Source organism: Bradyrhizobium sp. CB2312 (assembly GCF_029714425.1).
Classification (GTDB): domain Bacteria; phylum Pseudomonadota; class Alphaproteobacteria; order Rhizobiales; family Xanthobacteraceae; genus Bradyrhizobium.
The window spans coordinates 5,713,121-5,736,905 of sequence record NZ_CP121668.1; the positions used below are offsets into that span (position 1 = coordinate 5,713,121).

Annotated in this window: 21 protein-coding genes and 7 pseudogenes; 14 read left to right on the top strand and 14 right to left on the bottom strand. The window is 60.0% G+C overall.

All coding sequences use genetic code 11. From position 1 onward, the window contains the following. The first annotated feature begins 479 nt into the window (after nt 1-479). Both QA642_RS28140 and QA642_RS28145 read left to right on the top strand, forming a co-directional pair. On the top strand, nt 480-593 hold the full coding sequence (locus QA642_RS28140; RefSeq protein WP_283086995.1) for a DUF2934 domain-containing protein: 114 nt from the start codon (nt 480-482) through the stop codon (nt 591-593). Between the two features lie 989 nt (nt 594-1,582). Next, nucleotides 1,583-1,933 carry a response regulator gene (locus tag QA642_RS28145; protein ID WP_283079761.1) on the top strand — a complete coding sequence of 117 codons (351 nt, stop codon included), beginning with the start codon at nt 1,583-1,585 and terminating at the stop codon, nt 1,931-1,933. Between the two features lie 235 nt (nt 1,934-2,168). Here QA642_RS28145 and istB (QA642_RS28150) read toward each other — a convergent pair whose 3' ends face one another. After that, nucleotides 2,169-2,951, bottom strand: a complete 783-nt coding sequence (gene istB, locus QA642_RS28150) for an IS21-like element helper ATPase IstB (RefSeq protein ID WP_283079762.1) — start codon at nt 2,949-2,951, stop codon at nt 2,169-2,171. After that, nucleotides 2,948-3,953: pseudogene (gene istA / locus QA642_RS28155) on the bottom strand (IS21 family transposase). The gene istB (QA642_RS28150) and the pseudogene istA (QA642_RS28155) overlap by 4 nt, the downstream one beginning before the upstream one ends. A 357-nt stretch (nt 3,954-4,310) precedes the next feature. On the opposite strand from istA (QA642_RS28155), the gene QA642_RS28160 reads away from it, so the two are divergent. From QA642_RS28160 to QA642_RS28170, 3 genes and pseudogenes are all read left to right on the top strand, one after another. Further along, nucleotides 4,311-4,445: a hypothetical protein gene (locus QA642_RS28160; protein WP_283079763.1), complete on the top strand. Its 135-nt coding sequence runs from the start codon at nt 4,311-4,313 to the stop codon at nt 4,443-4,445. A 26-nt stretch (nt 4,446-4,471) separates the two neighbouring features. Continuing rightward, nucleotides 4,472-4,857: pseudogene (locus tag QA642_RS28165) on the top strand (hypothetical protein). Then, entirely contained in the window at nt 4,839-5,138 is a 300-nt protein-coding gene (locus QA642_RS28170) for a hypothetical protein (RefSeq protein ID WP_283079764.1), read from the top strand. Before QA642_RS28165 ends, QA642_RS28170 begins: the two are co-directional and overlap by 19 nt. Before the next feature lie 861 nt (nt 5,139-5,999). Here QA642_RS28170 and QA642_RS28175 read toward each other — a convergent pair. Continuing rightward, nucleotides 6,000-6,185, bottom strand: coding sequence for a hypothetical protein (locus QA642_RS28175; RefSeq protein WP_283079765.1), 186 nt, complete (start codon nt 6,183-6,185; stop codon nt 6,000-6,002). Nucleotides 6,186-7,837: 1,652 nt separating this feature from the next. On the opposite strand from QA642_RS28175, the gene QA642_RS28185 reads away from it, so the two are divergent. Both QA642_RS28185 and QA642_RS28190 read left to right on the top strand, forming a co-directional pair. Then, nucleotides 7,838-8,248 carry a hypothetical protein gene (locus QA642_RS28185; RefSeq protein ID WP_283079766.1) on the top strand — a complete coding sequence of 137 codons (411 nt, stop codon included), beginning with the start codon at nt 7,838-7,840 and terminating at the stop codon, nt 8,246-8,248. 652 nt (nt 8,249-8,900) lie between these two features. Further along, nucleotides 8,901-9,257 carry a PRC-barrel domain-containing protein gene (locus tag QA642_RS28190; RefSeq protein ID WP_283079767.1) on the top strand — a complete coding sequence of 119 codons (357 nt, stop codon included), beginning with the start codon at nt 8,901-8,903 and terminating at the stop codon, nt 9,255-9,257. A gap of 435 nt (nt 9,258-9,692) precedes the next feature. On the opposite strand, the gene QA642_RS28195 is transcribed toward QA642_RS28190, so the two are convergent. Both QA642_RS28195 and QA642_RS28200 read right to left on the bottom strand, forming a co-directional pair. Next, nucleotides 9,693-9,887 carry a hypothetical protein gene (locus tag QA642_RS28195; protein WP_283079768.1) on the bottom strand — a complete coding sequence of 65 codons (195 nt, stop codon included), beginning with the start codon at nt 9,885-9,887 and terminating at the stop codon, nt 9,693-9,695. Nucleotides 9,888-10,321: 434 nt separating this feature from the next. Next, entirely contained in the window at nt 10,322-10,984 is a 663-nt protein-coding gene (locus QA642_RS28200) for a recombinase family protein (protein WP_283079769.1), read from the bottom strand. 378 nt (nt 10,985-11,362) lie between these two features. Here QA642_RS28200 and QA642_RS28205 point away from each other — a divergent pair, with 378 nt between their 5' ends. Then, on the top strand, nt 11,363-11,590 hold the full coding sequence (locus tag QA642_RS28205) for a hypothetical protein (protein WP_283079770.1): 228 nt from the start codon (nt 11,363-11,365) through the stop codon (nt 11,588-11,590). Nucleotides 11,591-11,761: 171 nt separating this feature from the next. Here the strand turns inward: QA642_RS28205 and QA642_RS28210 are convergent, their stop codons facing one another. Then, complete coding sequence (locus tag QA642_RS28210) at nt 11,762-11,938, bottom strand: DUF2934 domain-containing protein (RefSeq protein WP_283079771.1); 177 nt, start codon at nt 11,936-11,938, stop codon at nt 11,762-11,764. 391 nt (nt 11,939-12,329) lie between these two features. Further along, nucleotides 12,330-12,569, bottom strand: coding sequence for a DUF2934 domain-containing protein (locus QA642_RS28215; protein WP_283079772.1), 240 nt, complete (start codon nt 12,567-12,569; stop codon nt 12,330-12,332). Here QA642_RS28215 and QA642_RS28220 point away from each other — a divergent pair. From QA642_RS28220 to QA642_RS28230, 3 genes and pseudogenes are all read left to right on the top strand, one after another. Then, nucleotides 12,563-13,123 (top strand): hypothetical protein, encoded by a 561-nt coding sequence (locus QA642_RS28220; RefSeq protein WP_349253797.1) that lies wholly within the window; start codon nt 12,563-12,565, stop codon nt 13,121-13,123. The two genes, QA642_RS28215 and QA642_RS28220, sit on opposite strands and share 7 nt — an antisense overlap. A gap of 366 nt (nt 13,124-13,489) precedes the next feature. Continuing rightward, nucleotides 13,490-14,925 (top strand): annotated as a pseudogene (locus tag QA642_RS28225) (IS1182 family transposase). Nucleotides 14,926-15,295: 370 nt separating this feature from the next. After that, nucleotides 15,296-15,583 (top strand): annotated as a pseudogene (locus QA642_RS28230) (cyclic nucleotide-binding domain-containing protein); the annotation flags it as partial. 33 nt (nt 15,584-15,616) lie between these two features. Here QA642_RS28230 and QA642_RS28235 read toward each other — a convergent pair. Next, entirely contained in the window at nt 15,617-15,772 is a 156-nt protein-coding gene (locus QA642_RS28235; RefSeq protein ID WP_283087152.1) for a hypothetical protein, read from the bottom strand. Between QA642_RS28235 and QA642_RS28240 the strand changes: the two genes are divergently transcribed. Both QA642_RS28240 and QA642_RS28245 read left to right on the top strand, forming a co-directional pair. Next, nucleotides 15,734-15,988, top strand: a complete 255-nt coding sequence (locus QA642_RS28240; protein WP_283086996.1) for a helix-turn-helix domain-containing protein — start codon at nt 15,734-15,736, stop codon at nt 15,986-15,988. The genes QA642_RS28235 and QA642_RS28240 overlap by 39 nt on opposite strands. 153 nt (nt 15,989-16,141) lie before the next feature. Then, complete coding sequence (locus QA642_RS28245; RefSeq protein WP_283086997.1) at nt 16,142-16,321, top strand: ABC transporter substrate binding protein; 180 nt, start codon at nt 16,142-16,144, stop codon at nt 16,319-16,321. Between the two features lie 113 nt (nt 16,322-16,434). Here the strand turns inward: QA642_RS28245 and QA642_RS28250 are convergent. Further along, nucleotides 16,435-17,349, bottom strand: a pseudogene (locus QA642_RS28250) (IS3 family transposase); the annotation flags it as partial. A 62-nt stretch (nt 17,350-17,411) separates the two neighbouring features. Here QA642_RS28250 and QA642_RS28255 point away from each other — a divergent pair. Then, complete coding sequence (locus tag QA642_RS28255; protein WP_283079773.1) at nt 17,412-18,464, top strand: IS110 family transposase; 1,053 nt, start codon at nt 17,412-17,414, stop codon at nt 18,462-18,464. 241 nt (nt 18,465-18,705) lie between these two features. Here QA642_RS28255 and QA642_RS28260 read toward each other — a convergent pair. From QA642_RS28260 to QA642_RS28280, 5 genes and pseudogenes are all read right to left on the bottom strand, one after another. Then, a pseudogene (locus QA642_RS28260) lies at nt 18,706-18,963 on the bottom strand (transposase); the annotation flags it as partial. Between the two features lie 196 nt (nt 18,964-19,159). Next, a complete protein-coding gene (locus tag QA642_RS28265) occupies nt 19,160-19,522 on the bottom strand; it encodes a response regulator (RefSeq protein ID WP_283079774.1) in 363 nt (120 codons plus the stop codon). A gap of 178 nt (nt 19,523-19,700) precedes the next feature. Next, the gene (gene istB / locus QA642_RS28270) at nt 19,701-20,513 is read right to left on the bottom strand and encodes an IS21-like element helper ATPase IstB (protein WP_208764263.1); all 813 of its coding nucleotides are present in this window, start codon (nt 20,511-20,513) and stop codon (nt 19,701-19,703) included. Then, a pseudogene (gene istA, locus QA642_RS28275) lies at nt 20,510-22,059 on the bottom strand (IS21 family transposase). The gene istB (QA642_RS28270) and the pseudogene istA (QA642_RS28275) overlap by 4 nt, the downstream one beginning before the upstream one ends. Nucleotides 22,060-22,285: 226 nt before the next feature. Beyond that, complete coding sequence (locus QA642_RS28280; protein WP_283079775.1) at nt 22,286-22,951, bottom strand: sensor histidine kinase; 666 nt, start codon at nt 22,949-22,951, stop codon at nt 22,286-22,288. Between the last annotated feature and the right edge of the window lie 834 nt (nt 22,952-23,785).

The following is a 23,785-nucleotide window of genomic DNA, read 5'->3' on the forward strand; positions in this document are numbered from 1 at the left end:
TCGAGTGGTCTCGACCGCGATCAGGAGGTCGGCCAGTTCAGCGAGGCGAAGCTCGCTACCACCACAATGAAAACGCGCTGATCAGAACCACGACGTAAGTACCCATACACGAAAAACGATTTCGGCGTCGGCATGTTCCGGCCGGCGGGCGCGAGCCCCCAGCACTTTCATTCCTTCGGCAATCAGGAGTCGGGCGCATTCGCCCAAGAGATTAAGAGTGTGCAAAAGTGAGCTCTGAGTTGGGCCATTGTAGAAGTGAGCCGGGCGGCGAAACAACCATGCGCCGCTGGAGTCGTCTTCATCAAAGGAGTACCGGAGCGGCTCAGATGGACGAACGGGCGAAGCTGGAGCACCAGATCGAGTTGGCCACAAAGGCGGCAGGCTACATTCGAGACGAGAGCACCGCCAGCCGCTTGAGACGGTTTGCTGACGAACTCAGGCAGAGGCTATTTCCGTCGACGCGAGATCGAGAGATCAAGATGCGAGCGCAGGAGCTCTGGGAGCACGCCGGCCGCCCTGTGGGTCGCGACTTGGACTTCTGGCTTGAGGCGGAGCGGGAAATCAGGGGCCGATCCGACGAACCATCAGCTTAGAGGACCCGCGCACATGGTCGGACCGGCATTACAGATCATCAGATGTCGCAGAAGGGCCAGAAGCGGGTTACGAGATTGCGCGCTTGAGCCTTATCGCACCACCGCTGGCGCAAAATGCGGAACTTGAGTATTTCCGAAATAGTTCCGACCGGTGGGTCGAAATAAAGGACTGTTAATCCACTATTTGGTGTGCACAATCCTAGCGTCACCATGCAGGGGACCAACGGCAGTGGTGATGAGAACGCCAGCACTTTGCGCTCCGCCCATTCCAAAGACGGAGCATGTAATGGCTCAGCAGCGGCGCCTCTTCAAGCAAACTCTTAGCCTTTAGGATCGGCTTGCGGCTTGGTCGAACGAGGTATTAGGGCAAGCTGCCCTGAGAAAGAAGCACTGGTCAAAAGAGCACGGCAAGCGGATGTGGCCTGCCGTCTGGACGATTGGGCGAACTCCTCCGAGAGTGATTGATGTATGTTGTAGAACATCAGTGTGCAGTTTGGCACGTTGAAACTTGCCTTTCATAGGGGTGAGTTTTGGACGAGCCAAAGGAAGGTCAACAGGCTGTGCGGCCTGCGCAGCGAGACCCGCTTGCCCCAAATGCAAGAAGCGTCGCTGTACAGTCTCGATTCTCGACGTCAAGTGATCGATTAGTGCCTATCTATCGGCGCTTTGAATGCCGTGTCGAGGTCTGGGAGGGATGCGGCAGCGACGGCGCCGACCTCTAGACCGGCGCGGGAACTCAGTTGGACGTTGGAGGACATCGGATGAAGCTATGCGACCGCGTGATGTCGACTTTGGATGTGGTGCTTGAGGAAGCATGCCGAGAGCTTCCGCATGGCGGCGACCATGAGAGCCGAAAAGTTATAGCGGAGCAGCTTCTTCAAGCCGCCGAGACTGGTCACACCACCCCCACTGAGCTTCGGGCTGTCGCGCTCCGCGCCTTTGCAAGGGCGACCAAGATCGCCCGTCAATGAGAACCATCGGAGGGGGACATGGCGTCGGTGCTGTTGGTCGAGGATGAAGCCCTCATCAGGATGATGGTAGCTGACATGGTGACTGAGCTTGGCCACACCGTCGCGGCAGAAGCGAACGACTTGCCGTCTGCATTACAGCACGCCCGCGACTCCGATTTTGATATGGCCCTGCTGGACGTTTCCCTTGGTCGCGACAGCGTCGAGCCTGTGGCGGTGGTTCTTGCAAACCGAAACATCCCGTTCGCATTCGCAAGCGGCTTTGGCGCCGACGGTGTCCCAGAAGCCTTTCGAGAACGTCCACTTCTCAGAAAGCCCTTCCCCATCGAGAACCTCGAACTTTGCATCGCGGAACTTCTAAACGCGTCCTAGCACCTGTTCCAAAGGACGGAAACCTTCTTTGACATAGTTCGTTTTGCCCGCACTCGGCCCTTCGGGGCCGATAAGCGGGAGGATGGGATGCGGCGTCGCATCAAGCTGTCAACGCCGACATAAATCTGACCCACCTTCGCGGAAGTCGCCGAAGTAATTCTGACCCACCCCGGCGCTATATTGTGCTGGCCAGCTGCGGAGGGCGGAGCCCGTAGCGGCTGGCCAGCACAATGTCCTATTTTTCTCCGGTAACCCTCCTGGCGGGCTGACCGGCTTTGCGTTTGTCGCGCAGGCGATAGCTTTCACCGCTGACCTGGACGATGTGGGCATGATGCAGCAGGCGGTCGAGCATGGCGGCCGTCAGCGTCTGATCGTCAGCGAAGGCGCCAGCCCACTGCGTGAACGGGAGGTTGCTGGTGAGCACGATCGAGCCACGCTCGTAACGTTTTGCCACCACGTTGAAGAACAGATTGGCTTCCTCACGTCCGAACGGCAGGTACCCGATCTCGTCGATGACGATCAGCTTTGGCGCCATCACCGCTCGATTGAAGTATTCTTTCAGGCGGCCTTGGGCTCGCGCCGCGGCCAACTGCAGCATGAGATCGGCGGCGGTGATGAAGCGGACCTTGTGACCGGCCATAACCGCCCGGTATGCCAATGCGAGAGCGATGTGCGTTTTTCCAACGCCGCTCGGACCTAGCAGAACGACGTTCTCGGCACGCTCCACGAACGCCAGATGCGCCAGTTCGAGGATCTGCGCCTTGGGTGCACCGCTGCCGGCATTCCAATCAAATTGCTCCAGCGTCTTGACCGCCGACATCGTGGCCAGCTTCAGCAAGGTCGCGCGCTTCCGCTGTTCGCGCGCTGCCAGCTCTCGGTTCAGCAATTTCTCAAGGAAGTCGGCGAAGCTGACCTCGTCCTGCGCCGCCTGTTGAGCCAGGCCTGGCCATTCGGTCGCCAGGCAGGCCATTTTCAGTTGTTCGCACAAGCTGGCGATCCGCTCCTGCTGCTGGATCATGACTGCACCTCCAAAAGCGCGTCATATACCGACAGCGGATGCTGTAAGCTTTCGACTGGAACTGGTACCTGCAGCGGCATCCCCGCAGTCGCCTTCAGCGCCGGTGCCGGTAGCATCACCGCACGCTCTTCCGCCAGACGACGTGCCGGAATCGCCTTAGTCGTGGCATGCACGCGAGCGTTGGCAACCTCGTCGAGCCAGCGTCGCACATGAGCGTTGGCTACCTCCGCCGTCAGGTTCAAACCGGTCGCGTGCAAGCGCGCCGCCAGCGGCACCAGGAAGCTGCCCTTGAGATAGCCGTTGAACCGCTCGACCTTCCCCTTCGTCTTAGCGCGGTATGGACGGCACAGGCGGGGCGTGAAGCCACAATCCTCGCCCAATTCGAGCAGCCGATCGTTCCAGCGATGTAACCCGACTTCATGGGCATCGCGCTCGATGACGACGGTTTTGGCATTGTCGAACAGGATCTGCTCAGGTACACCGCCGAAGTAGTCCAGTGCTTCGCGCAGCCCCTCGCAGAGAGCCGTCACATCCTCTTTCTGACCGAACTTGACGAATGTGGCTCGGCTGTAGCCGAGCGTTGCCACCAGCGCCACCAAGGGATCCCGGCCGCGCCGTACCCACGTAAAGTCCGCCTGCATTTGCTTGCCCGGCGGCGTCTCGAAGCGCACGATCACTTCCGGCTCGCCCTTCTTGAGTGGCGCCAGCCATGTCTTCAGTTGGCTTATTCCGCCGGCGTATCCGAGCTCGCCGATTTCGCGCAGCAACACTGTCGCTGGTATCCATCGCGGCCGCGCCTGGCCGACGCGCTCAAGTAGATAGTCCTTGTACCCGTCCAGTTTGGTCGACCGCGGGGCGCGTGGCCCGTATCGACCTGCCTTCTGATCCCGCAGGTATCGCCTCACTGTATTCCGCGAACAGCCTAACTGTCGCGCTATCTCTCGCACTCCAGACCCCCGACGGGCCAAAACTCGTATCCACTGCTTGCTCCTGGCTCAACATCGACGGCTCGCGCAAAACCGTCATTATTTCCCAGGTGGGTCAGTTTTACTTCGGCGCAGTGGATCACTTTTGCATCGGCGCTAACATCAAGCAAAGCCAAACGTTGGAGGAGAGGCTTCTGTCGGCTGCGCAAAAGCTGAGGGAGGAAGCTCAGCCTCAGTCGGAAAGCTGGAAACGGGAGACGTTGTTACGGAAGGCGCGACAGATCGAAATGACCAGCAAGCTGACCGCCTCGCTTCGCCCAAGCTAGCACGCACGCCCCGCTACTTCTTCCACGTTACTTACCATCGCACCATTATCGATGAGGTCGGTGAAGAGTCGCCTGACGTGCGGGCTGCTTGGAAGGAGGCCACGGTGATGGCCGGTCAGACCTTGCAGAGCATCGATGGCAATCTCGTTCCCGGTCGTGAATGGCGTTTGGAGGTGGCGGACGAATTTCAGAATACGCTCCTTGTCCTGCGCATCCACGCGGAGGTGCCGAAACAGCGGTGAGGGCTTGCCGGGGGAAGCAATCTGCTATGACGAAGTCGCGCGAAGACCTGTTCGGCACAACGGTCCGCGCCCGCGACGCCCGCAGGGACGCTCGCTTGCCAGGCATGGAATGCCTCATGCTCGGTTTTCGCGGCCCTGCCCAGCCCTCCGCGATGCTTGGTGACGCTCTCAATGCCGGCTACCACTATCTGGAGGTGAAGTGCCTGGGCTGCGCCACCCACCGGACTGTCGCGCTGGACCTTGTCAGGCGCGCGAAGACCACCCCTATCCACGAGCTGGAGCGCTACATGCGTCGCCGGCGAGTGCTCCGAGCGTCAAGGGCGGCCATTCAAACGCAGCCATTTGGTGGCCTTGCGGACCACGATGATTACGGCCACGAATTCCCTCTGTCTGGTGGCCTGGGGAGCGCTGACGTCGAAATTGGCCGATGAACGTGCCTTTGCCGACCCGGAAACTGCGGCGCGCAAGCCGGTCGAACTCGCCTCAAGCATCGAGCCTGTCCAGGATGGCCGCATCCACATCGAGAAGATCAACGCGCCCTTTCTTTATATCCTGAAAGGGACTGGCGCAGAATTTGGGGCCGGCATCCGATACGCTGTGGAGCAAGGCTGGCTGGAGTTGCATGAGAGCGGAACTTACGTGCGGCTGCTGAACGGCGACGACGATTTGAAGCAGCAAATGGCCAGTAACTGAGGCGGCCTGAGCAGGCTCGAAGAAAGGACGACTGAGGCCGCCTTAATCATCCCAAGTGAACTTCTGACAATCGGCACACTTGTAAATGCGCACCGGCTTGTCGGTGCGGGCATTGAGAAAGCTTTCCACCCGGTTCAACCGGCCCTACAGTGTGGACAGGTGTCGAATTGCTCTTGCCGCGCCTGGAGGGGCGGCGAATTAGTACGAAGCATGCTGACCCCCGTTTGTGGCTCGAGAGGCTAACCAAAGTTAAGCCGCTTCGCGTCATTCCTCATTAAACTAGGTGTGTCGGGAAAGAATATCCTCGTGGACGTTCATCCAGTTCTTTCTGGTAACGGCTTGCAGAATGCGCCTGCAATGATTGGGTTCGACAGCTGCGAATCGGGCCGCCCTAAAGGCTCATCGAAATAATGGCAATTAAGCCCGCTGCGGCTGTGCCCCACGCCAGCGCATGCAACGGTTAGCTTAGGCTGCCTATGCTGTTTGTGCCAAAGCTTCGAGAGGGAAAATCCGCGATGGCCGGAGCCTTCGCTATGAGGGCCCGCCGGAGCTGCCAGCGGCTGGGCGGCCGTCCAAGCGGGAGAGCGCATGGTACGCCCGTTCTGCCTGCTCCTTCGTCAGATTGGCCGCCCATTCAGTTCCGATCAGCGCAGGTCCCTTGCGCTCTCGATCGTAAACCATCCAACCAGTGGCTCCCATCCGAACAATAAACCTGCTCGCTCTAGCCCCTCTCTCACTCGCCATGGTGCCTCGGCCATTCGCTGCGCGTACGGCGAGTACGCCGCATCCTTTTAGTCAGACGCATTAATTTATGTGAATCACCCGGCAATATTTGGCAAGGAGCCTGTCCTAACCTCATGATCAAGGGCGACTTGGCTTGCTCTCGGTCTTTTCGTGCGCAATCGCGCCTTCCAGCACCGAGGCGAGGACCGTGTAGTGCGAGAACGCCCGATCAAAGGCCGCGCGCTTGATCTGCGACTTGGCCGCATCTCTCAATTGCTCGCACCTTAGAATCTGCTCGCGCAAGAGGGCGAGATGTTCGAGCATGTCCTTCCTGCCGTTCCCCTTCGGGAACAGGTTACCTCGGAATAACGAGCTAGGACGGTCCAAAAGTGAACTTACGACGCCAAGGGAACACGAACAGCACCGCTTAATGCTCGTGTGAGGTCGGCCTTTGTGCTTTCTCCGCCATCGCCATCCACTCTTCGGCCGGCTTTAGCCAAGCCTTCTTGTCGGCCGAGTGGCCTTCTTTGCCTCTTCGAGGCAAGCCCTTGGCGGTGGCCGCGTCGTCTTCCATGCGCTGAAAAATGCGGACGCGACCCAAAAGTGCCCAAAACAAAGCCGCAGGCGCTGCTCGAAAAAGCTCTGGGTTCGCGTCGGTCCCTATACCCGCGATCTGAAATTAGGACAGGAACGTTTTGGCGGTTGCCAGGTTTTCCCGACACCCTTTTCGAAGGGTGACCCCAAGTCGGCCCCAGCTCCATCGCCCCCCCTTGCGAGCTGGGGCCCTTTTTTTGCGAAGCTGCAGAGGTGGAAGAACACTGCTCAAGCTCATCGCCGGTGGTGACGTGGTCAACCGGTATGCTCCGAAGATGTCGCGCGCGACCTCGAGCGCCGCATTGCTGTCGAAGGCCGCGAGATCTCCGACGGCTTGAGGGACTTCGTCGAGAGCCAGCTCGGCCGCGCGATCGGCATCGAGTTGGCGCTCCCACTGCGGATGGCGAGCTATGTCTCGTGAAGACGCAATTCCGTCGGATGCAGGATCAGTTCTAAGAAGGGCGTGTACTCGCAGTTCGGGACTGTCCGCTTTCATGACGAAAAGAAAAGGCCGCTCCGAGGCGGCCAGTTCCAGCTTTCCTTCTTCTACTTATTTCTTGAGGGCGTCAGTGGCGTCCCGCGCTGCGTCCTTCACAATTTTCCCGGCATCATTAAAGTCCAAGACCGCCTGCACTATGTTTTCTCTGCTGACGTACGAGATTATTGCGCCAATCGTTCTTCATCCGCGATAGCTGCTCATCAGCTTGCGCGCTTATTGTTGCAGGTCAAAAAAACGGCCCCAGCACAACCCGCCGGAGCCGCTGTTGGAGGCCCCGACAGTAATGGGGAGCCGCCGAGGCATCCCGAGATCTAGGGTGATTCGGCGATCGGGTCTGTATCCCGTTGGATATAGGCGCGCCCTTGATCGCGCCCTCTGCGTGACCGACACACTTTGCTTTTCCACATCCACGATGGACGGTAGCTCGGGGGCCTTCCGAGCCGCTAGGAATCGATAATTTGCGAGCTACTCTCGATGCCGCTTTGATAGCGGCATGCCTCGCCCGATCCGACGCCACACTCCTACGCACGCCGACGGCCGGCAGCTCAAGATCACTTTCGGTGAGATGCGCGAGATGGGGCTGCGCGGCGTCCTGGTCTATTGACATTGCGGGCACCACGTTGAACTAGATGCGGGCCGTTGGCCGGATGAAATGCGGCTCTCCGACCTCGAGCCGCGCTTCGTCTGCAAAGGCTGCGGCCATCGCGGCGCCGACGTTCGGCCGGACTTTGAGCGGGGAAATCCTCAGATGGCTGTGATGGGGTATCGGAACACGAAATGACCAAGGGCTGGGGGCGCCTGCGCCGCATCACCGCGGTTGTATTTCCCTTCTGGTATCTAAAGTTCCTTGATCGGAATGCTGCTCAACGGAATGGAGGGCATCATGCCAATCCAGATCCAGATGAAGTATGATGTGCTTGTTTTCGCAGCACTGGCGACATTCCTGCTCGTGTTTGCGATTTCGGCATTCGTATCGCTGCTTACGAGGGATCAAGGTGACCTCGAAACGCGCAAAATTCGCTTTGCGGCGGTTACTTTCACCGGAATCCTCATGCTCTTCGTCTTTACTGCAATTCCATATTTCGTCGAACCGAACGGACCTGGAAAAGAGATATTCGAAAGGGCCGTGACGGCCATGACGCCTCTGGCCGGCGCAATCATCGGTTATATGTTTGCGTCACGGCCGGCCGCCGGGGCCGCGACGGAACAGCGTGAACAGAGTTCGCCGGTTACGGCTTCACAGCCCCAAACAATTGGTACTGCACAGCCACCGCCCCTAGTGACCGCCCCGTGACCCGTCACTGCCGGAAGCGCCCTAACGTCGAAGGGCCCGCCTCCATCAACTGGCTTTGGTTTCCCGGCTCAGCCACTCGTCCAAATCCTCGGGATCGATTTGCCAGGAGGGCGATACGCCATCCGCTGTTCGAGCCGCCAGCCGGTAACCTTTCCGGCGGAGCTTGGCCGCCAATTTCTTCGCGCCGGCCTCGTCACTACACTCAACGGACATGTTTCCGTAGACGACGACCCACGTGAAGTGCTTGGGGTTCTCGGGGTGTCGTCGCCTGGAAGCGTGGCGCATGGACTGTAAACCCCAAATTCTAAACCTTCAGAGTTCAACCATTATTAGATACCCCGTTCAGAGGTTTCGCAAAGAAAAGCAACCTAAGTGCGATTATGCCGCACGCGCGCGCGAGTTGTGACTGGCCCTACGAATAGAACATTCGGTGTATTCATTTTTGCTCCATGTGATCAACCCGACTACGATGCCCGCCAGCTATGAACCGGCGGGCCCTACCTTTACCGCATCAGCCGGGGGCATGCGTCGCCAGCCGCGCGGGTACAGCCCGCCCATTCCCCGTCTTCGCAAGTGCGGAAGTTACCTCAGGAACGAGCCTCGGCCGCGCATCGTTATTTCGTATCGATCTTAACCGAAGAGGAGGATGACGATGGAAGCGGAAAGGCGTGAAACAGGAACGCTGATTGGCAGCGACAAGGTCGAGGGCACCGCGGTGTACGGCGCCGGCGACCAGAAGATTGGCTCAATCGAGCGCGTGATGATCGACAAGGTGAGCGGCCAGGTCTCGTACGCAGTCCTCGGCTTCGGTGGCTTCTTAGGCATCGGCGACGACCACTATCCGCTACCATGGCAGTCCCTGAAGTACGACACGAACCTGGGCGGGTACCGGACCAACCTAAGTGCCGATAGGCTGCAGGGCGCGCCCCACTACGGCAATGATAACGAGTGGAATTGGGACGACCCGGGACGGGCGAGAGTGGTGAACGACTATTACGCCGGGTTCTAGGCGCCGCTGCTGCTTTCGGGCGAGGAGCCACGGCCTAGGAAGACGCAAGCGGAGCGGCCTCGACGTTTCTACGGAACACCGAGGCCGCGGACATCGACTCGCGCGCCCGGAAATCGCCTCCCTCGGGCCGCACTACCGCTGATAGAGCAGATCGAATGATTGAGCTTGATCCAGCCGCGACTACAGCAAAAGGCGCCGACGTATCGCACGAAGATCATCAAGCACGGTTACGTTCGCCGTCCCTTCTCTTCGCGGATGAGTCCCGCGAAGAATGCGGGACCGTAAACAAAGCTTGCGGCCACGAATTGAGACTATAAAGGGGAACAACACTGTGGCCTCCAAATTAAGCTCCCATGGGAGCTGTAAAGGACATCCGCAAGCAGCTGAGGTGGCCGAAAAGGCAGCCGCACGCGCTGCTGATGCCTTTGTGGCAAATCAGATGAAGACTTTGGCCGAGGCATTCCGAGCCCAGGCAGATACGATGAAAAAGAACAAAAAGAAGAAGAAGAAATGAGCTTCACCGTCAAAGGCATGTGCAAGCACGGCGAGCTGGCGCACCGGAGGAAGAGCGCCGAAGCGGCCCTCACGAAAGCCAAGGAGCTTGCTAAGATAGGCTGCTACGACGTTCATATCATCACCCCGGAAGGCCGGGACTACGCCTCGTCCGAGTTCGGAGACCTTCCACGATCGCCCGTCATGTGGCGACCCATTCAGAAAACCAACCCCCACCCGTGAGCTGGGCCCTCGACAGTACTCGGGTCGACGCCAGGAAACGGTCGCGTGTGTCGATGGACTCTTCCTGCAACGTCCGCCCGATGCTTGGTGCACTCCCACTTGCGGCTGAGCGAACGGCCCTCGAGCGGCAGCTCAACGAGCTGCGAGCGAACACGTCGACCGGCTATGCGCGGCCGACTCGCCATTGCAAGGATGAGGCAGATGTTAGAAGTGACCGTATGTCGCCTTGTCCTTCGTGGCCGCCGCTGCGCGGCGCAACACGGGGCTTGACGTTTCGTCGCTCAATAATTCGTTGAGCGGCGTCAAAGACGTTCCGCGGCACAATCTGCTCAAAGTGCGTCACCCCCCTTATCCACTTGGCCTTCGCGTTGATGACACGACGCCCTCGCAAGTAGTTCGATGTCCGGTTGCCGCTGTAATTCTCGTTGCGAAGGATGCGACCAATCATCTGAAAATTCCACGGAACGCCGCGATGGTTGACAACGCCTCTCCCGTTCAGCTTGCGGGCGATGGCGGTTTTCTTTCGCGGCGACGAAGCTTTCGAATATCCATCGCACGATCGCGATTTCATCGGGTGGCCCGGCCCGCACCAAGACCCTGTCAGTCTGCAAGGCCTTTTGCTGGCCATGTTCGAGAGATCCCCTTGACTTGCCAGTTGCGTCGATCAGCTCTCTGGCGTAGCGCGAAGCCGGGCCGACCGCCCACCCAATAGCCAAGCCCGGCGACCCCGCTCTGCCCGCAAAAACTTTTGCCGACTGATTCCGACTGTCCTCCGCTGCCATCAGGCGCTTCATGTTTTTCCAGAGGCCGGACATCGGGCTTCCGTCGTTGTCGAAGACCTCGGCGCAATAGAGCACCTTCACACCAGCCAGCTTGCAGATGAATTCGTAATATGCGCTCTCGTCTGTGTCCTGAAATCTGCCCCAGCGACTGACGTCCCGCACCAGGACATTCCCGAAATCGGCGGCTCCCAATTGGACGTCGTTGATCAAACCGATAAGCCCCTCGTCGCTTCTTGATTCTCAATTCGCTGATGCCCTCGTCGATATAAGTGTGACTACGTAGGCGCGATGACAGCCATCTGGTTTGCGATCGAAATTGCTGCCAAGCCGTCGACATCTGGACGTACTGCGCAGCCCGGAGCTCGCGCTCCCGACGCCGGGCAGCCTGGCATGCTGGACAGTGAGACTCTGTTCCCATGGAAGGCTCCTGACCTTGCAGCTGTCAGGCTATTCCAACCCGCCTGAAAACCAATAAGTGTGAAGCTGTTCACCCCCGCCGAATCTCTCCTCGCCTACAATAGGAACGTCCCCCGTCCGGACGCTCATCCGGGAAGGACGAGTCGGAACTGGCGAAGCTGGAGGCCGGCCATGAAGCGCCACGCCGTGAGCAAGTATTTCGGTCATGGCGCCGGCCACGTTCTGCGCCAGCACAACAGCGCCGTGCTGCTGTTCAGCTGGCGCGGCAAGCCCGACGGATCGGCGCACTATGTCGAGCGCGTTAACCGCTACGCCCGCAATGGCATGGAATATCCCAGCCTTGCCGCCCTGCTTCGCGCCGTCGAGGCCGAGCACGCTCCCCCCCCGGCGACCTCTTGAATCTGTACATCGAGGCCAAGCGCGCACTGGAGCAGGCGATCACGGCGCTCAATGCCGCAGCCGCATGGCCGCGGCAGCGATTCGGCGCCGGCCTCAAGATTGCGCCGAGCGCCGCTGGCTCAAGCTGCACGAAAGCGGCACCTATGTGGTCTGTACCCACGCCTTGTGAGCTCAGACCGGCAGATTATCGGTCATTCCGGGGGGCACCTCGCCCAATTCCCTGCGTTCGGCAAGAAGCTGCTTCTCAGCCTCGTACCAAAATGTATCCATCTGTCCCGCCGGCTCGCCGGCCTGTGCCCAAAGATGGTACGCCCGAACGCGGATATCTTCTTCGCTTAGACCAGCCATGACTTCCTCCTTTCGAAAGCAAGCTTGGCGAAGCGCACAGGTTCCTGTGATGCTGCAACGGGGCGGTCATCTCCACCTTGAACCTAAGTCGGCCAAAAAACGAGCGCTCTCTACCGTCTAGCGGTGACGGTTGCATTCTCCTCCGTTCCGAAGCGTAAGCGACCTCCGACCATTACCGTCCAGAGCTGAGGTCGCGAGGCGGGCTAAGCTAGCCAGCAACCAATTTGTGTCAACTGCTCATTGTTTCGGCGCATCGCAATCCGATAACCCGCGTTTTCACTAATGCGCGTCCTGGCGGTGACACCTCGTCCGCGAGCCTCACCTCCTCCCTCCGCGCAGCCCTCGCCGGCCAACGGCGGGGGCTTGTCGCTATTCTCGCGGGGCCGGTAGATCAGGCTGCGCGGCGCTTCTTTCGCGTCTTCATCTTATCACGCATGACCTTTGAAACGTGAGCGACCGAGGCGAGCGAAGCAGCAAGGATTTCGCGCTGAGCCTCGAGCCAGTGTCTCGGCGTTGCCTCCTGGTGACCGCCTTCCTGCCAGAGCTGATAGGCGCGCTCGCGGATCGCTTGTTCTAAATCAGACATCTGTGTACCTGCATGTTGCGAATTAGCGTGAATGCTGATTGTCAACGTTACGCCGCGATGGGCTGGCGGTGCGCGGCAATACGCGCGGCGATCCAGTCGTCGATTTCGGATTCGATCCAGGCAACGCGCTGCGCGGATACCGCCTGATGGTGGTGCGGGAGAACGACCGCGTGCGCCTGTTCACCAGGAACGGCCACGACTGGACCAAGCGCTACCCGCTGATCGTCGAGGCCGCGCTGAAGAACCGGCAGAAGCAGTTTGTGATCGACGGCGAAGCCGTGGTGCTGACCATGACCGGCATCCCCGACTGGGACGCGCTGCACTCGCACCAGCACGACGACGAGGTCCAGCTCTACGCCTTCGATATTCTCGCGGAGGACGGCGACGACTACCGCCGCCTGCCGCTGAAGCTGCGCAAGCCGCACCTCCCCGGCTCCTGGCGCGCCGCCCCGAGCGTATCTTCGCTGCACCGTTCGAGCAGGGCGAGATCGGCCCCGACCTGTTCCGGCACGCCTGCCTGCATGGCCTGGAAGGCTTGGTGTCCAAGCACGGCGAACGCGCCTATCGCGCGGGTCGCTCCGACCACTGGATCAAGGTGAAGAACCGCAACCACCCTGCGTTCGACCGCGTCCTCGACAGTTTCGACAGCACGAAGAGCTAGGGCGTGTGCTAGGACCCACCAATGAAACACAGAGGTAGCGCAATTTCCCCGTTTGTAGCTATGCGCCGTAGCTTTTTTCGCAATGTCTCCTTGAGCCGCCAAGAAATGACGCCTTTACAGCAACTTGCATCTCAAGGTGCGGAGGAGTGGATATCCGCTGCATCTTGATGACGTGGGATGTACCGCCGCTAAGTCTGCTTTGCTCCAAGACCGGTAACGATGGCCACGTCGCCTTTTGACCCTGGCTGTGTGAAAACGCTGTGCCGCTGCTATGATTCTCCGGTGATTCTTTTTGGGGGAATCGATGAGGCGCTTCGTTGAGGAGGCGGATCGTGGGCAATGCACGCTGTTGCCGGAATGCCTCGATGATTTCATTGACGAGAGTAATCCTGTCCGTGTGATCGATGCGTTTGTCGATGCGCTCGATTTAGCCGAGATGAGCTTCGAGGTTGAGCCGGCGGCGACCGGTCGGCCATCGTACCATCCCTCGGTTCTCTTGAAGCTCTACATCTATGGCTATCTGAACCGGGTGCAGTCGAGCCGGCGGCTCGAACGAGAAGCCGGACGCAATGTCGAACTGATGTGGCTGCTGGGTCGGCTCACTCCCGATCACAAGACGATTGCCGACTTCCGCAAGGACAATGGCCTGGCGCTGCGCAGGGTGTGTACGCGCTTCGTTGAACTCTGCCGTGGGATGGGTCTCCTGACGACGGCGAGCGTTGCCATCAACGGCAGCAAGTTCAAAGCGGTGAACAACCGGGACAGGAACTTCACCCGGGCGAAGGTGGAGCGGCGACGCTCCCAGCTGGAGAGAGCGTCGCGCGGTATCTAGGCCAACTTGACACGGCCGACCGGCAGGAGCCGACGGAGGCCCTGGCCACGAAGGTGACGAGTCTTACCGAAAAGCTGACGAAGCCGAAGGAGGAAATGGGCAAGCTTGCCGCTTACGAGAAGCAGATGCTTGCATCGCCTGACCAGCAAATCTCCTTGACTGATCCCGATAGCCGCTCGATGGCGACGAGCGGCCGCGGCTCCGGCGTCGTCGGCTACAATGTGCAGGTCGCCGTGGATACCGAGCACCATCTGATTGTGACCCATGAGGTAACGAACAGCGGCTCAGATCGGGCTCAACTGGCCAATATGGCAAAGCAGGCGAAAGAAGTGCTCCAGACCGATGCGCTCGAGGCCGTTGCCGATCGCGGCTACTTCAGCAGCGTGGAGATCCTCGCGTGCCACGAGGCCGGCATCACGGTAACTCTGCCCAAGCCACAGACGTCGGGTGCCAAGTCAGATGGGCGCTTCGGCAAGCAGGATTTTGTCTATTTGCCTGAAGAGGACGCCTATCGCTGCCCAGCTGGAGAGCAACTGCCTTATCGCTTCACGAGCGAGGAAGACGGGAAGCGGCTACGGCGCTACTGGACCACGGCCTGTCAAAATTGTTCGCTTAAATCGCAGTGCACGACAGGGCCAGAGCGGCGGATTCCACGATGGGAGCATGAGCATCTGCTCGAGGCTGTGCAGCAGCGTCTCGATGCAAACCCACAAGCCATGCGCCAGCGTCGAGAGACAGTCGAGCATCCGTTCGGCACGATGAAGGCCCGCATGGGAGCGACACACTTCCTCACCAAAACGCTTCCAAAAGTAGCCGCCGAAATGGCACTCTCGGTGCTGGCCTATAATCTGACACGGGTCATGAACATCGTCGGGATCAAGCCGCTGATCGCTGCGATCGGGGCCTGAGACACACGCGGCTCCCCGCTTCCGGGACCGACGCCCTTTGAGATCGTTTTTACACGGCCAAGACCCTTAGCAGACTCCGTCATACCAGGAACGGGACAAAGCCTGCTGTGGCACTCAGGGTCTTGATTTTCCCGATAATGTTAAACGTAAGAGGGCCACGTTTTGCCCGATTGCACGAGATCATTGTCCCACCGGGCGAGGGCTGAAAGGTCTTGCAGCTTGGCAGCGGAGTGTTCCCGCAGAGGAGCAGCGCAGCGTGAAGGCGTGGCCGACCACGTCGCGCCGTGGGTTGTCGGGAAAATTTGGAACATGCCCTTCGAACACTGGTTTGAGGCTTTGGGTGCTTGTGCGTGGCTAAGGAACATCCGCAATGGCGCTCCAGACTGGTCTCGGGAATGGGCTTCTGGCGGCTTTGCCGCCATCGGATCTCAACGTGCTTGAGCCTTACCTTCAGAAGGTATCGTTCGCGTCTGACGCTGTACTGGTGCGAACCGGAGATGAGCTCAAAGAAGTCTACTTTCCCCTTAGCGGGGTCTTAGCGTTCCTGGTCGAGATGTCGGACGGACACATCGTCGCTTCCACTCTCATGGGCTCGGAAGGAGCGGTTGGGGCTCTCTCTGTTCTAAGTTCCTCGCATTCGCCAATCACAGCGACTGCTTATGTGGCTGGAGCTGCGCTTAAGATACCTGTTTCACGATTGCAACAAGCCTTTGAGCGAAGTGGCGCCATAAAGCGTGTTCTGCGCCTCCATCTCCGCACTCAACTGCTGCAGCTTCAGACTGTTGCCGCGTGCAACGCGGTGCACCCGGTGGAATGCCGTACGGCACGATGGCTGCTCGAGATTCATGACCGTGTTGCCAACGGCGAGATTAGATTGACGCAGGAGGCGCTCGCACAACTTCTTGGGGTGCGGCGAACGACCGTGACTCTAACGATGCGTAAACTCCGGGCAGTCGGCTGCATCATATCGGAGCGGCGCGGCGTGTTGGAGGTCCATCGACCGCGGCTCGAAAACGTCGCTTGTGAGTGTTACGGTGCGCCAGAGGATCAAACGGATGTATGACGAGGAGCTGGCAAACGGCTCGCCGAATGTTTCGCATCTGCAATACTCCCCTTTCTCGTGAAATCGAATGTTTGCCGAAGCAACGGCGGCGTTTGGCGGCTCGTCGAGCGGCGCACTGCTGCCGAAGTCATTCGTTCGTCCGCTTCTGATGCTGTGGACGGCTCCTCCACCGGCACGTACGTTGATAAAATCCTTCGGGGCGCCAAACTCCAGGAACTCCCAATCGAGCAACCAACTGAATTCGATTTGGTAATAAACCTTAAGGTCGCCAAGGCCATGGGCTTAGAGGTATCTCCGTCTTTTCTTGCTCGGGTTGATCAAGTTGTTGAGTGACGGGTCGCCTCCGAGCCCGAAAGCGAAGTAACGGCTCTGAGATCCGCTCACAGGTGCACAGCGGACGGCATTGCTCAACGTGAGTTCTTCTCACTTGACCTTGCCCCCAAGTTTTATCCAGTCCTCAGTTCGCCCTGACGGTTGGGTTTGCCCGGTTGGGCGGTGGTAGCGACGGGAGCTGGCGCGGAGCCCTCGGCATAGCGCAGCTGGTGGCGGGTAAAGGCGAACTCGGACGGCGTCTTCCATCCAAGCTGCGAGTGAGGTCGTGCGTTGTTGTAATCGGCCCGCCAGCATCCGAGCGCGACGCGGGCCTGGGCCAGCGACGTGAACAGCGTCTCGTTCAACAGTTCATCCCGCAGACGGCCGTTGAAGCTCTCGATGAAGGCATTCTGCATGGGCTTGCCCGGCGCGATGTAGTGCCATGCGACACGGCTCTCATCGGCCCATGTCAGGATGGCGTTGCTGGTCAACTCGCTGCCATTGTCGCTGACCACCATCTTCGGCTTGCCGCGCTCCATCATCAGCCGGTCCAGTTCCCGCGCCACCCGGGTACCGGAGAGCGAAGTATCGGCCACCAGCGCCAGGCACTCGCGGGTGCAATCATCAACCACGGTCAGGACGCGGAAGCGGCGGCCATCGGTGAGCTGATCCGACACGAAGTCGAGCGACCAGCGGTCGTTGGGCGCCATCGGCACGGTCATCGGCGCCCTGGTCCCGATCGCCCGTTTGCGACCGCCGCGGCGGCGCACCGCAAGCTTCTCTTCCCGGTAGAGCCGGAACAGCTTCTTGTGGTTGATCACATAACCCTCTCGCTTGAGCAGAACGTGCAGGCGCCGATAGCCGAAGCGACGGCGCTCCTGGGCGATCGCCCTCATGCGCTGGCGAAGGCCGGCATCGTCCGCTCGGGCCGTCTGGTATCTCACTGTCATACGGCAGCAGCCGATGGCTTTACACGCCCGCCGTTCGCTCATCCCGAATGCCGTTCGCAGATGGGCGACTGCTTTCCGCTCGGCGGCGGGCGTCACCACTAATGGGATGACCCGCCCCGTCCTCTCAGTCAGACTGAGTTGGCTTTTGAAAGGAGGAAGCAATGAGGACACGGAACAAGCCCAGGCCGGCAACGGTGTTTGGGATCGACATTGGCAAGAACCTTTTCCACGTCGTTGGACTCGACGCCGCCGGAATGCCGATCCAGAAGGCGACCTTTCGGCGCGATACGCTCTTGCAGTTCTTCGAACGTGCAGGACCGGCTTTGGTGGGGATGGAGGCCTGCTCCGGCTCGCAATGGTTGGCCCGCAAGATCGCCGCCATGGGGCACACCGTTCGCATCATCCCAGCTCAATTCGTGAAGCCATATGTGAAGTCCAACAAAAATGACATCATCGATGCCGCGGCGATCGCCGAAGCCGTGACGAGACCAACAATGCGCTTCGTCGAGCTAAGGTCGCCTGAGCACATTGACCTGCAAGCGCTGCATCGTGTTCGCGATCGGATGATGTCGCAACGGACGTGCCTCATAAATCAGATGCGCGCTTTTTGCCTGGAATATGGGATCGCTATTCACCAGGGCGCCGGCAAGTTCAAGGCAGATCTGCCGAGAGTTTTGGCAGATGAATCGAATGATCTAACGTCGGCCATGCGTCGCATTCTGGCATCTACATTCGACGAGCTGCGGCAGCTGGAGCTGCGGATCGCTGAAGTCAACCGCGAGATTGAGGCGGTTGCCTCTCAAAGCGATACCGCACGTCGATTAATGACTATCCCGGGCATTGGTCCACTCGCGGCGACGGCGCTTTTGGCAGCAGCTGGATCTGCCCGACAGTTCAAAAAGGCCCGCGATATGGCAGCTTGGCTGGGTCTTGTTCCCAGAGAATACTCTACGGGAGGCAAAACGAAGCTGCTGGGGATAAGCAAGCGCGGCAACCGATATCTGCGCCGGATGATCATCCACGGCGCCCGCTCCTGCGTGACACATCTTGATCGCTCGCGATATCACCTTGGCGCCTGGCTTGATGGACTTCAGGCACGCATGCACACCAACAAGGTCACCGTCGCCTTGGCGGCAAAGATTGCGCGGATCGCATGGGTGGTGATGACCAAGCCCGGCGCAAGCTACGAACGGCGGGATCCGGCCTTTAGCTGATCCCGTTTGTTCCAGACTGCGAGGCTCGTGAAAGTGATGACGAGACAGTCGATCGGCGCGCCGTAAGCCCTGTGCAAAAAAGCGGGTTTTGAGCCCGGACCATTTATCTGGGAACGGCACGCGCGGATCTCATCATGGCCTGGCCGCAACAGCGGCCCACTTGCAAGAGGCCGGATACATTTGTGCAGACTGCATCGTCCTGATCGAAACGACCCTTGCACGGGCGGGGCGGGTCATACATTTTTCCCAGGAGGTCCTTCAACGCCGCATTGTCCAGCATCGCATCAGCCAGCAACCGCTTCAGCCGCGTATTCTCGTCCTCCAGCGTCTTCAGCCGCTTGGCCTCCGACACCTCCAGCCCACCGAACTTGGCCTTCCATTTGTAGATGCTGGCGTCGCTGACGCCGTGCTTGCGGCACAGATCGGCGACCGACACGCCGGCCTCATGCTCCTTCAAAATCCCGATGATCTGCTCTTCCGAAAAGCGGCTGCGCTTCATGCTCTGGTCCTTGTCGTGGGCCAGAACGAACTTCAAACTGGATTAAGCCCGGGGGGCAAGCTCACACTTTAACCCGTTCCGGAAGTTCAAGGGCTGGCAATCTGGCTCGGCGAGCGCACAAACCTCAATGACTGGGACTCGTCATCGAGTGTGTGGCCCAACAATGACTGCGAAGCCGTTACCAGACGGGACAAGCTCACGCACCATTTAGCGCGTCGCGTCTCGAGGAGAAATTCGGACCGCCAGGTCTTACCCACATTAACAGCATCCCGCAGGGTTGGCTCGGCCTGTGCAGGTCGGCGGCCACGTATCCGCTGGCCAGAATGAACGGCACAAAGACGGCCTGAAGGACCTCCGCGACCGGAGTGACCCTTTGTCCATCAAGGTTGACATCGAGGATGGCGGCGTCAGGCCGCTCTGCCTTGAGCAGCTTCAGAGCTGCACTTACGTCCGGGACCTGGCCGATCAACCGATAGCCGGCAGTTCGAAGCGTGACCTCAAGCTCCATTGCGATGAGGTACTCATCTTCGACTACCAGTATTCGGGGAGCCTCGTGCACAGGGTCTCCCCGTTGCGCTAGTCCACAGGCGCGGTGATATGGACTCGTATGTAGCGCGGCAATCTGGGTAGGAAGTGCGCGGCGATCAGGATGGCGAGGCAGTGTCGCGGCCTGATGATGATTGCCGCGATGATTGTCGCGCGCAAGAGTTTTGTTGAACTCTGATTGTCGCGCAGCGTCAATCAGCCACGGTTTTAGGTGTCGCGTGCGATGGCGGCCGTCCTGGACCGCGTTTTCGTTCGAGGGCGGTCCGTCTGCGATAGCTCTCGACGTTCATCTCGACGATGGTGGCGTGGTGAACGAGGCGATCGATAGCGGCGAGGGTCATGGCGGGATCCGGGAAGACCCTGTTCCATTCGCCGAATGGCTGATTGGCGGTGATCAGCATCGAGCGGCGCTCGTAGCGTGCACTGATGAGCTCGAACAGCACGCTGGTCTCGGCCTGATCCTTGGTGACGTAAGCGAGATCATCAAGAATCAGGAGATCGAAGCGATCGAGACGATTGATGGCCGCCTCGAGGTTAAGCTCGCGTCGCGCTAGCTGGAGCTTCTGCACGAGATCGGTGGTCCGGGTGAAGAGGACGCGCCATCCGTTCTCGATGAGGGCCAGGCCAATCGCTGCCGCCAAGTGGCTCTTTCCGCCGCCGGGCGGGCCGAACAACAGCAAATTGGCGCCCTTGCCCAGCCAGCTGTCACCGGCGGCGAGCGCCATCACCTGCGCCTTCGAGATCATCGGCACGGCTTCGAAGTCGAAGCTGTCGAAGGTCTTTCCGGCGGGCAAACGTGCTTCGACAAGGTGTCGTTCGATCCGACGGCGGCCGCGTTCGGCGATCTCGTGCTCGGCGATGGTCGCGAGGAAGCGGCCGGCCGGCCAGCCTTCCTTGTCGGACTGTTCGGCAAATTGCGCCCACAGCACCTTGATGGCAGGCAGCCGGAGCTCATTGAGCAACAGATTGAGGCGCGCGGCATCCACCGTGTTCGTTACGCTCATGCGGCACCTCCGGTCTCGGCGGTACCGATGAGGCATTCGTAGGTCGCAAGCGGCACGAGCTGCACCACGACGTTCGGCAGGTTGGCGGGATCGGGGGCGAAGTGAGCACGTAGCCGGTTGAGGTCGGGCAGTCGGCCGGCCTCGAGGTCGGCGGTGAGCTGATCGGCGAGTTCGGTCTCGCAGCCGCGTTCATGAGCGAGCGCGAGGAGATCGACCATGATCCGGCAGGCTTTTTGTCCGGCAAGCGTTCGCGCAAGCGATCGAAGGTCTTCCGATAGGCATCGCGCGGGAACAGCCGATCTCGGTAGACCAGATTGAGAAGCGCCATCGGCTTGCGCCGCAGGGAATGGATCACGTGCCGATAATCGACGACCTGGTCGTACTTGCCATTGGGATGCGGCCGCCCACGCGGCAGGGTGACGAGATGGGTGCCGCCGACGAACACGTCGAGACGATCATCGTAAAGGCGCACCCGCAGCCGGTGACCGATCAGGCGCGATGGCACCGTGTAGAACACCTTGCGCAGGGTGAAGCCGCCGGACGATGTCACGCGGACGATCACCTCTTCGTAGTCGGAGGTGCGCCGATCGGGCAGCTCCTGCAACACCACGCGCTCGCTATCGATCCGCTTGGCGTTGCGGGCATTACGGCGGCTGACGATCTCGTCGATGAAGCCGCGATAGGTGGCAAGATCATCGAAGTCGACAGTTCCGCGCAGCAGCAAGGCATCCGCGATTGCTCGCTTGAGATGACCGTGGGGCCCTTCGATCGAACCATTCTCGTGAGCAACACCTCGATTGTTGCGGGAAGGCCGCATGCCGTAATGGGCACAAAGGGCCTCGTATCGCTGCGTCAGATCGTCCCGTGCATCACGATCGAGATTGCAGAATGCGGCCGACAGACTGTCGGTCCGATGCTCCCGCGGCGCCCCACCGAGCGACCAGAGGGCATTCTGCAGGCCTTCGGCCAAGGCAACAAAGCTCTCGCCGCCAAGCACGACATGGGCGTGCTCGAACCCGCAATAGGCCAAACGGAAGTGATAGAGACGATGATCGAGCGGTGCACCCGCAATCGTAACACCCAACTCGTCCATGTCTGTGAAGTCGGAGAGGCCGAGTTGGCCAGGCTCGTGGGTTTGGCGGAAGATCACCTCCTGCTCCTCGCCGTGGATCGCCCGCCATGCACGGATCCGACGTTCCAGGGTACGACGGATACCGCTGCCGAGATCCGGATGACGCCGTAGCATCTCCTCGAACACCGCCACCGGCCGTAAGCCAGGTGCCGCCTTCAAGATCGGGACGATCTCGGTCTCGAACACGTCGCTCAGCGGGTCCGGCCGTCGCCGGCCGCGGGGCGCCTTCCTTTGCGATGGAAATCGGGGGTCTCTCTCGATCCGATAGGCGGTCGACGCACTGAATGATGCCTTGGCCGCCGCCACTGGCGGGCTATCGGTCTGACGGTACTTCATGTAGAGCCTCATCTGGTGATCTGTGATGTGTCGGCCGGGCACGCGAGTGATTCCTCTTGGCGGAAGAACCACTTGCATAACCCCGCCGGCCGCGATCACCAGTCGGCGCGGTCCTCCTCGGGATCGCGCCGACGCTGGGCTCGTAACTCCGGTCGGGCTACGCCCTCCCTACGTCACGAGCCCAGCGAAACTCTCTCACCTTGATTGACGCTGCCTTCCATCCTGATCGCCGCGCGACACTCGTAAACCCTTCGGCTCATACTTCAGTTCCGCCGTGCCGCGTAAGCCCTGCACGGCGCTGAGGTCAATGAGCTTGGAGCCGAAGCCGGTGCGAGTAGGCGGCTTTACGGGCGGCCCGTTTTCTTCTCGCCAATCCATGAAGCACGGGCTTGCCGTCCTTCTCTACAACGCCCCAGGTTAGATGCACGAGCCCGCCGGCCCTGGAGAACGCTCCATACTTCCAAGCATTGGTGACCAGTTCATGCAGGATAAGGCTGATCGGGAGAACCTGCGGCTGCTTGAGACCGACCGGCGGCCCGGGAACGATGCGGTATCGCTCGGCTCCCGCTGGCTTCAACGCTTGCTCGACGAGAGTGCTCAAATCGGCTTGATCGCTGCCGGCCAGCGCGAGGTTCTCGGCTTCAGCCACTGCCTGGAAGCGCCCCAAAAAGGCATCCCGGTACTCTTTGGCTGACCGGCCTTCGACATCCGTCTGAGAGGCCAGGGAGCGCACGATTCCGAGAAGGTTCTTCATCCGATGGCGCGTTTCGGCGAGGAGAATGTCCTTTTGAACCTCGCTGCGGCGCCTGTCCGTCACGTCCTCAAACAGGATCAGAATGCTCGTGCTGTTATTGTCGGGGTGAACCAGGCGACGCGCGCTCACGAGCATCGTGCGCCGGCCGATGGTTGGGAACTCGGCCTCTACCTCGTATCCGACAACCGCGGCCGACTTGGGAATGATCTCGCCCACCAGGCGCCTGAGTTCGGGGATGTCCCATTGACCGTCGCCAAGGTCGAACAGGCTACCCCAACCGTGTCATCGCGGCTCACCCTGAAAGTCTCGTAAAACCCGCGATTAGCGGTAAGGACAGAACCCGACTGGTCCAGAACGAGGAGAGGCTCCTCCAGGGTGTCGACGATCCCCTGCGCCTGGACATGCTCGCTACGTAACAGCCGATACAAATCTTCTAGATTCATCTTGCCGCCTACCTCAGCAGAAGAGTTCCTCGCTAGGGTAATACGGGGCCTGGTCGTCCACAAACCAAATTGAGGCTTGTCAGATGCTACCAGTGCCGCCCCCTAGTAAGCCCTCCTCCTGTCATTCCAAGCTTTCCCGGATTGGAAATTTCAGATGATCGCGTCGGGTCGAGTCTCTTGGTTCAAGCTGGACAAGAAATTTGGTTTCGTTGAGCTGGAGGGGGCATCGGCGATGCCTTTCTCCATGTTTCGGTGTTGAAGGCCGCTGGCTATGTAACCGTCCCTGCAGGGATGACCATCGGTGTCCGAGTGGAAACCCAAGCAGGCCGACGGCGGGTGGTCGAAGTGCTCTCGATAGACACCAGCACCGCGCTCGCGGGCGAGCCAGCGCCCGTGAAGAGCAAAAGAGCTGAATGAGGCCGTCGGGACATCGAGCGCAGCGGCCGCTCTGGCATGTCGGTTGTTGGCCGGAGGCTGACCAAGCCCAGGCGTAGCGACGTCTGCTTGCCGACGGAAGCTGACCTACTGTCGGACCCGCTTCGAAGGTAGCCTTTGACCCTGAGTCGCCATTCACAGGCAGCACGCCACTGCTTAAAACCGACGCGGT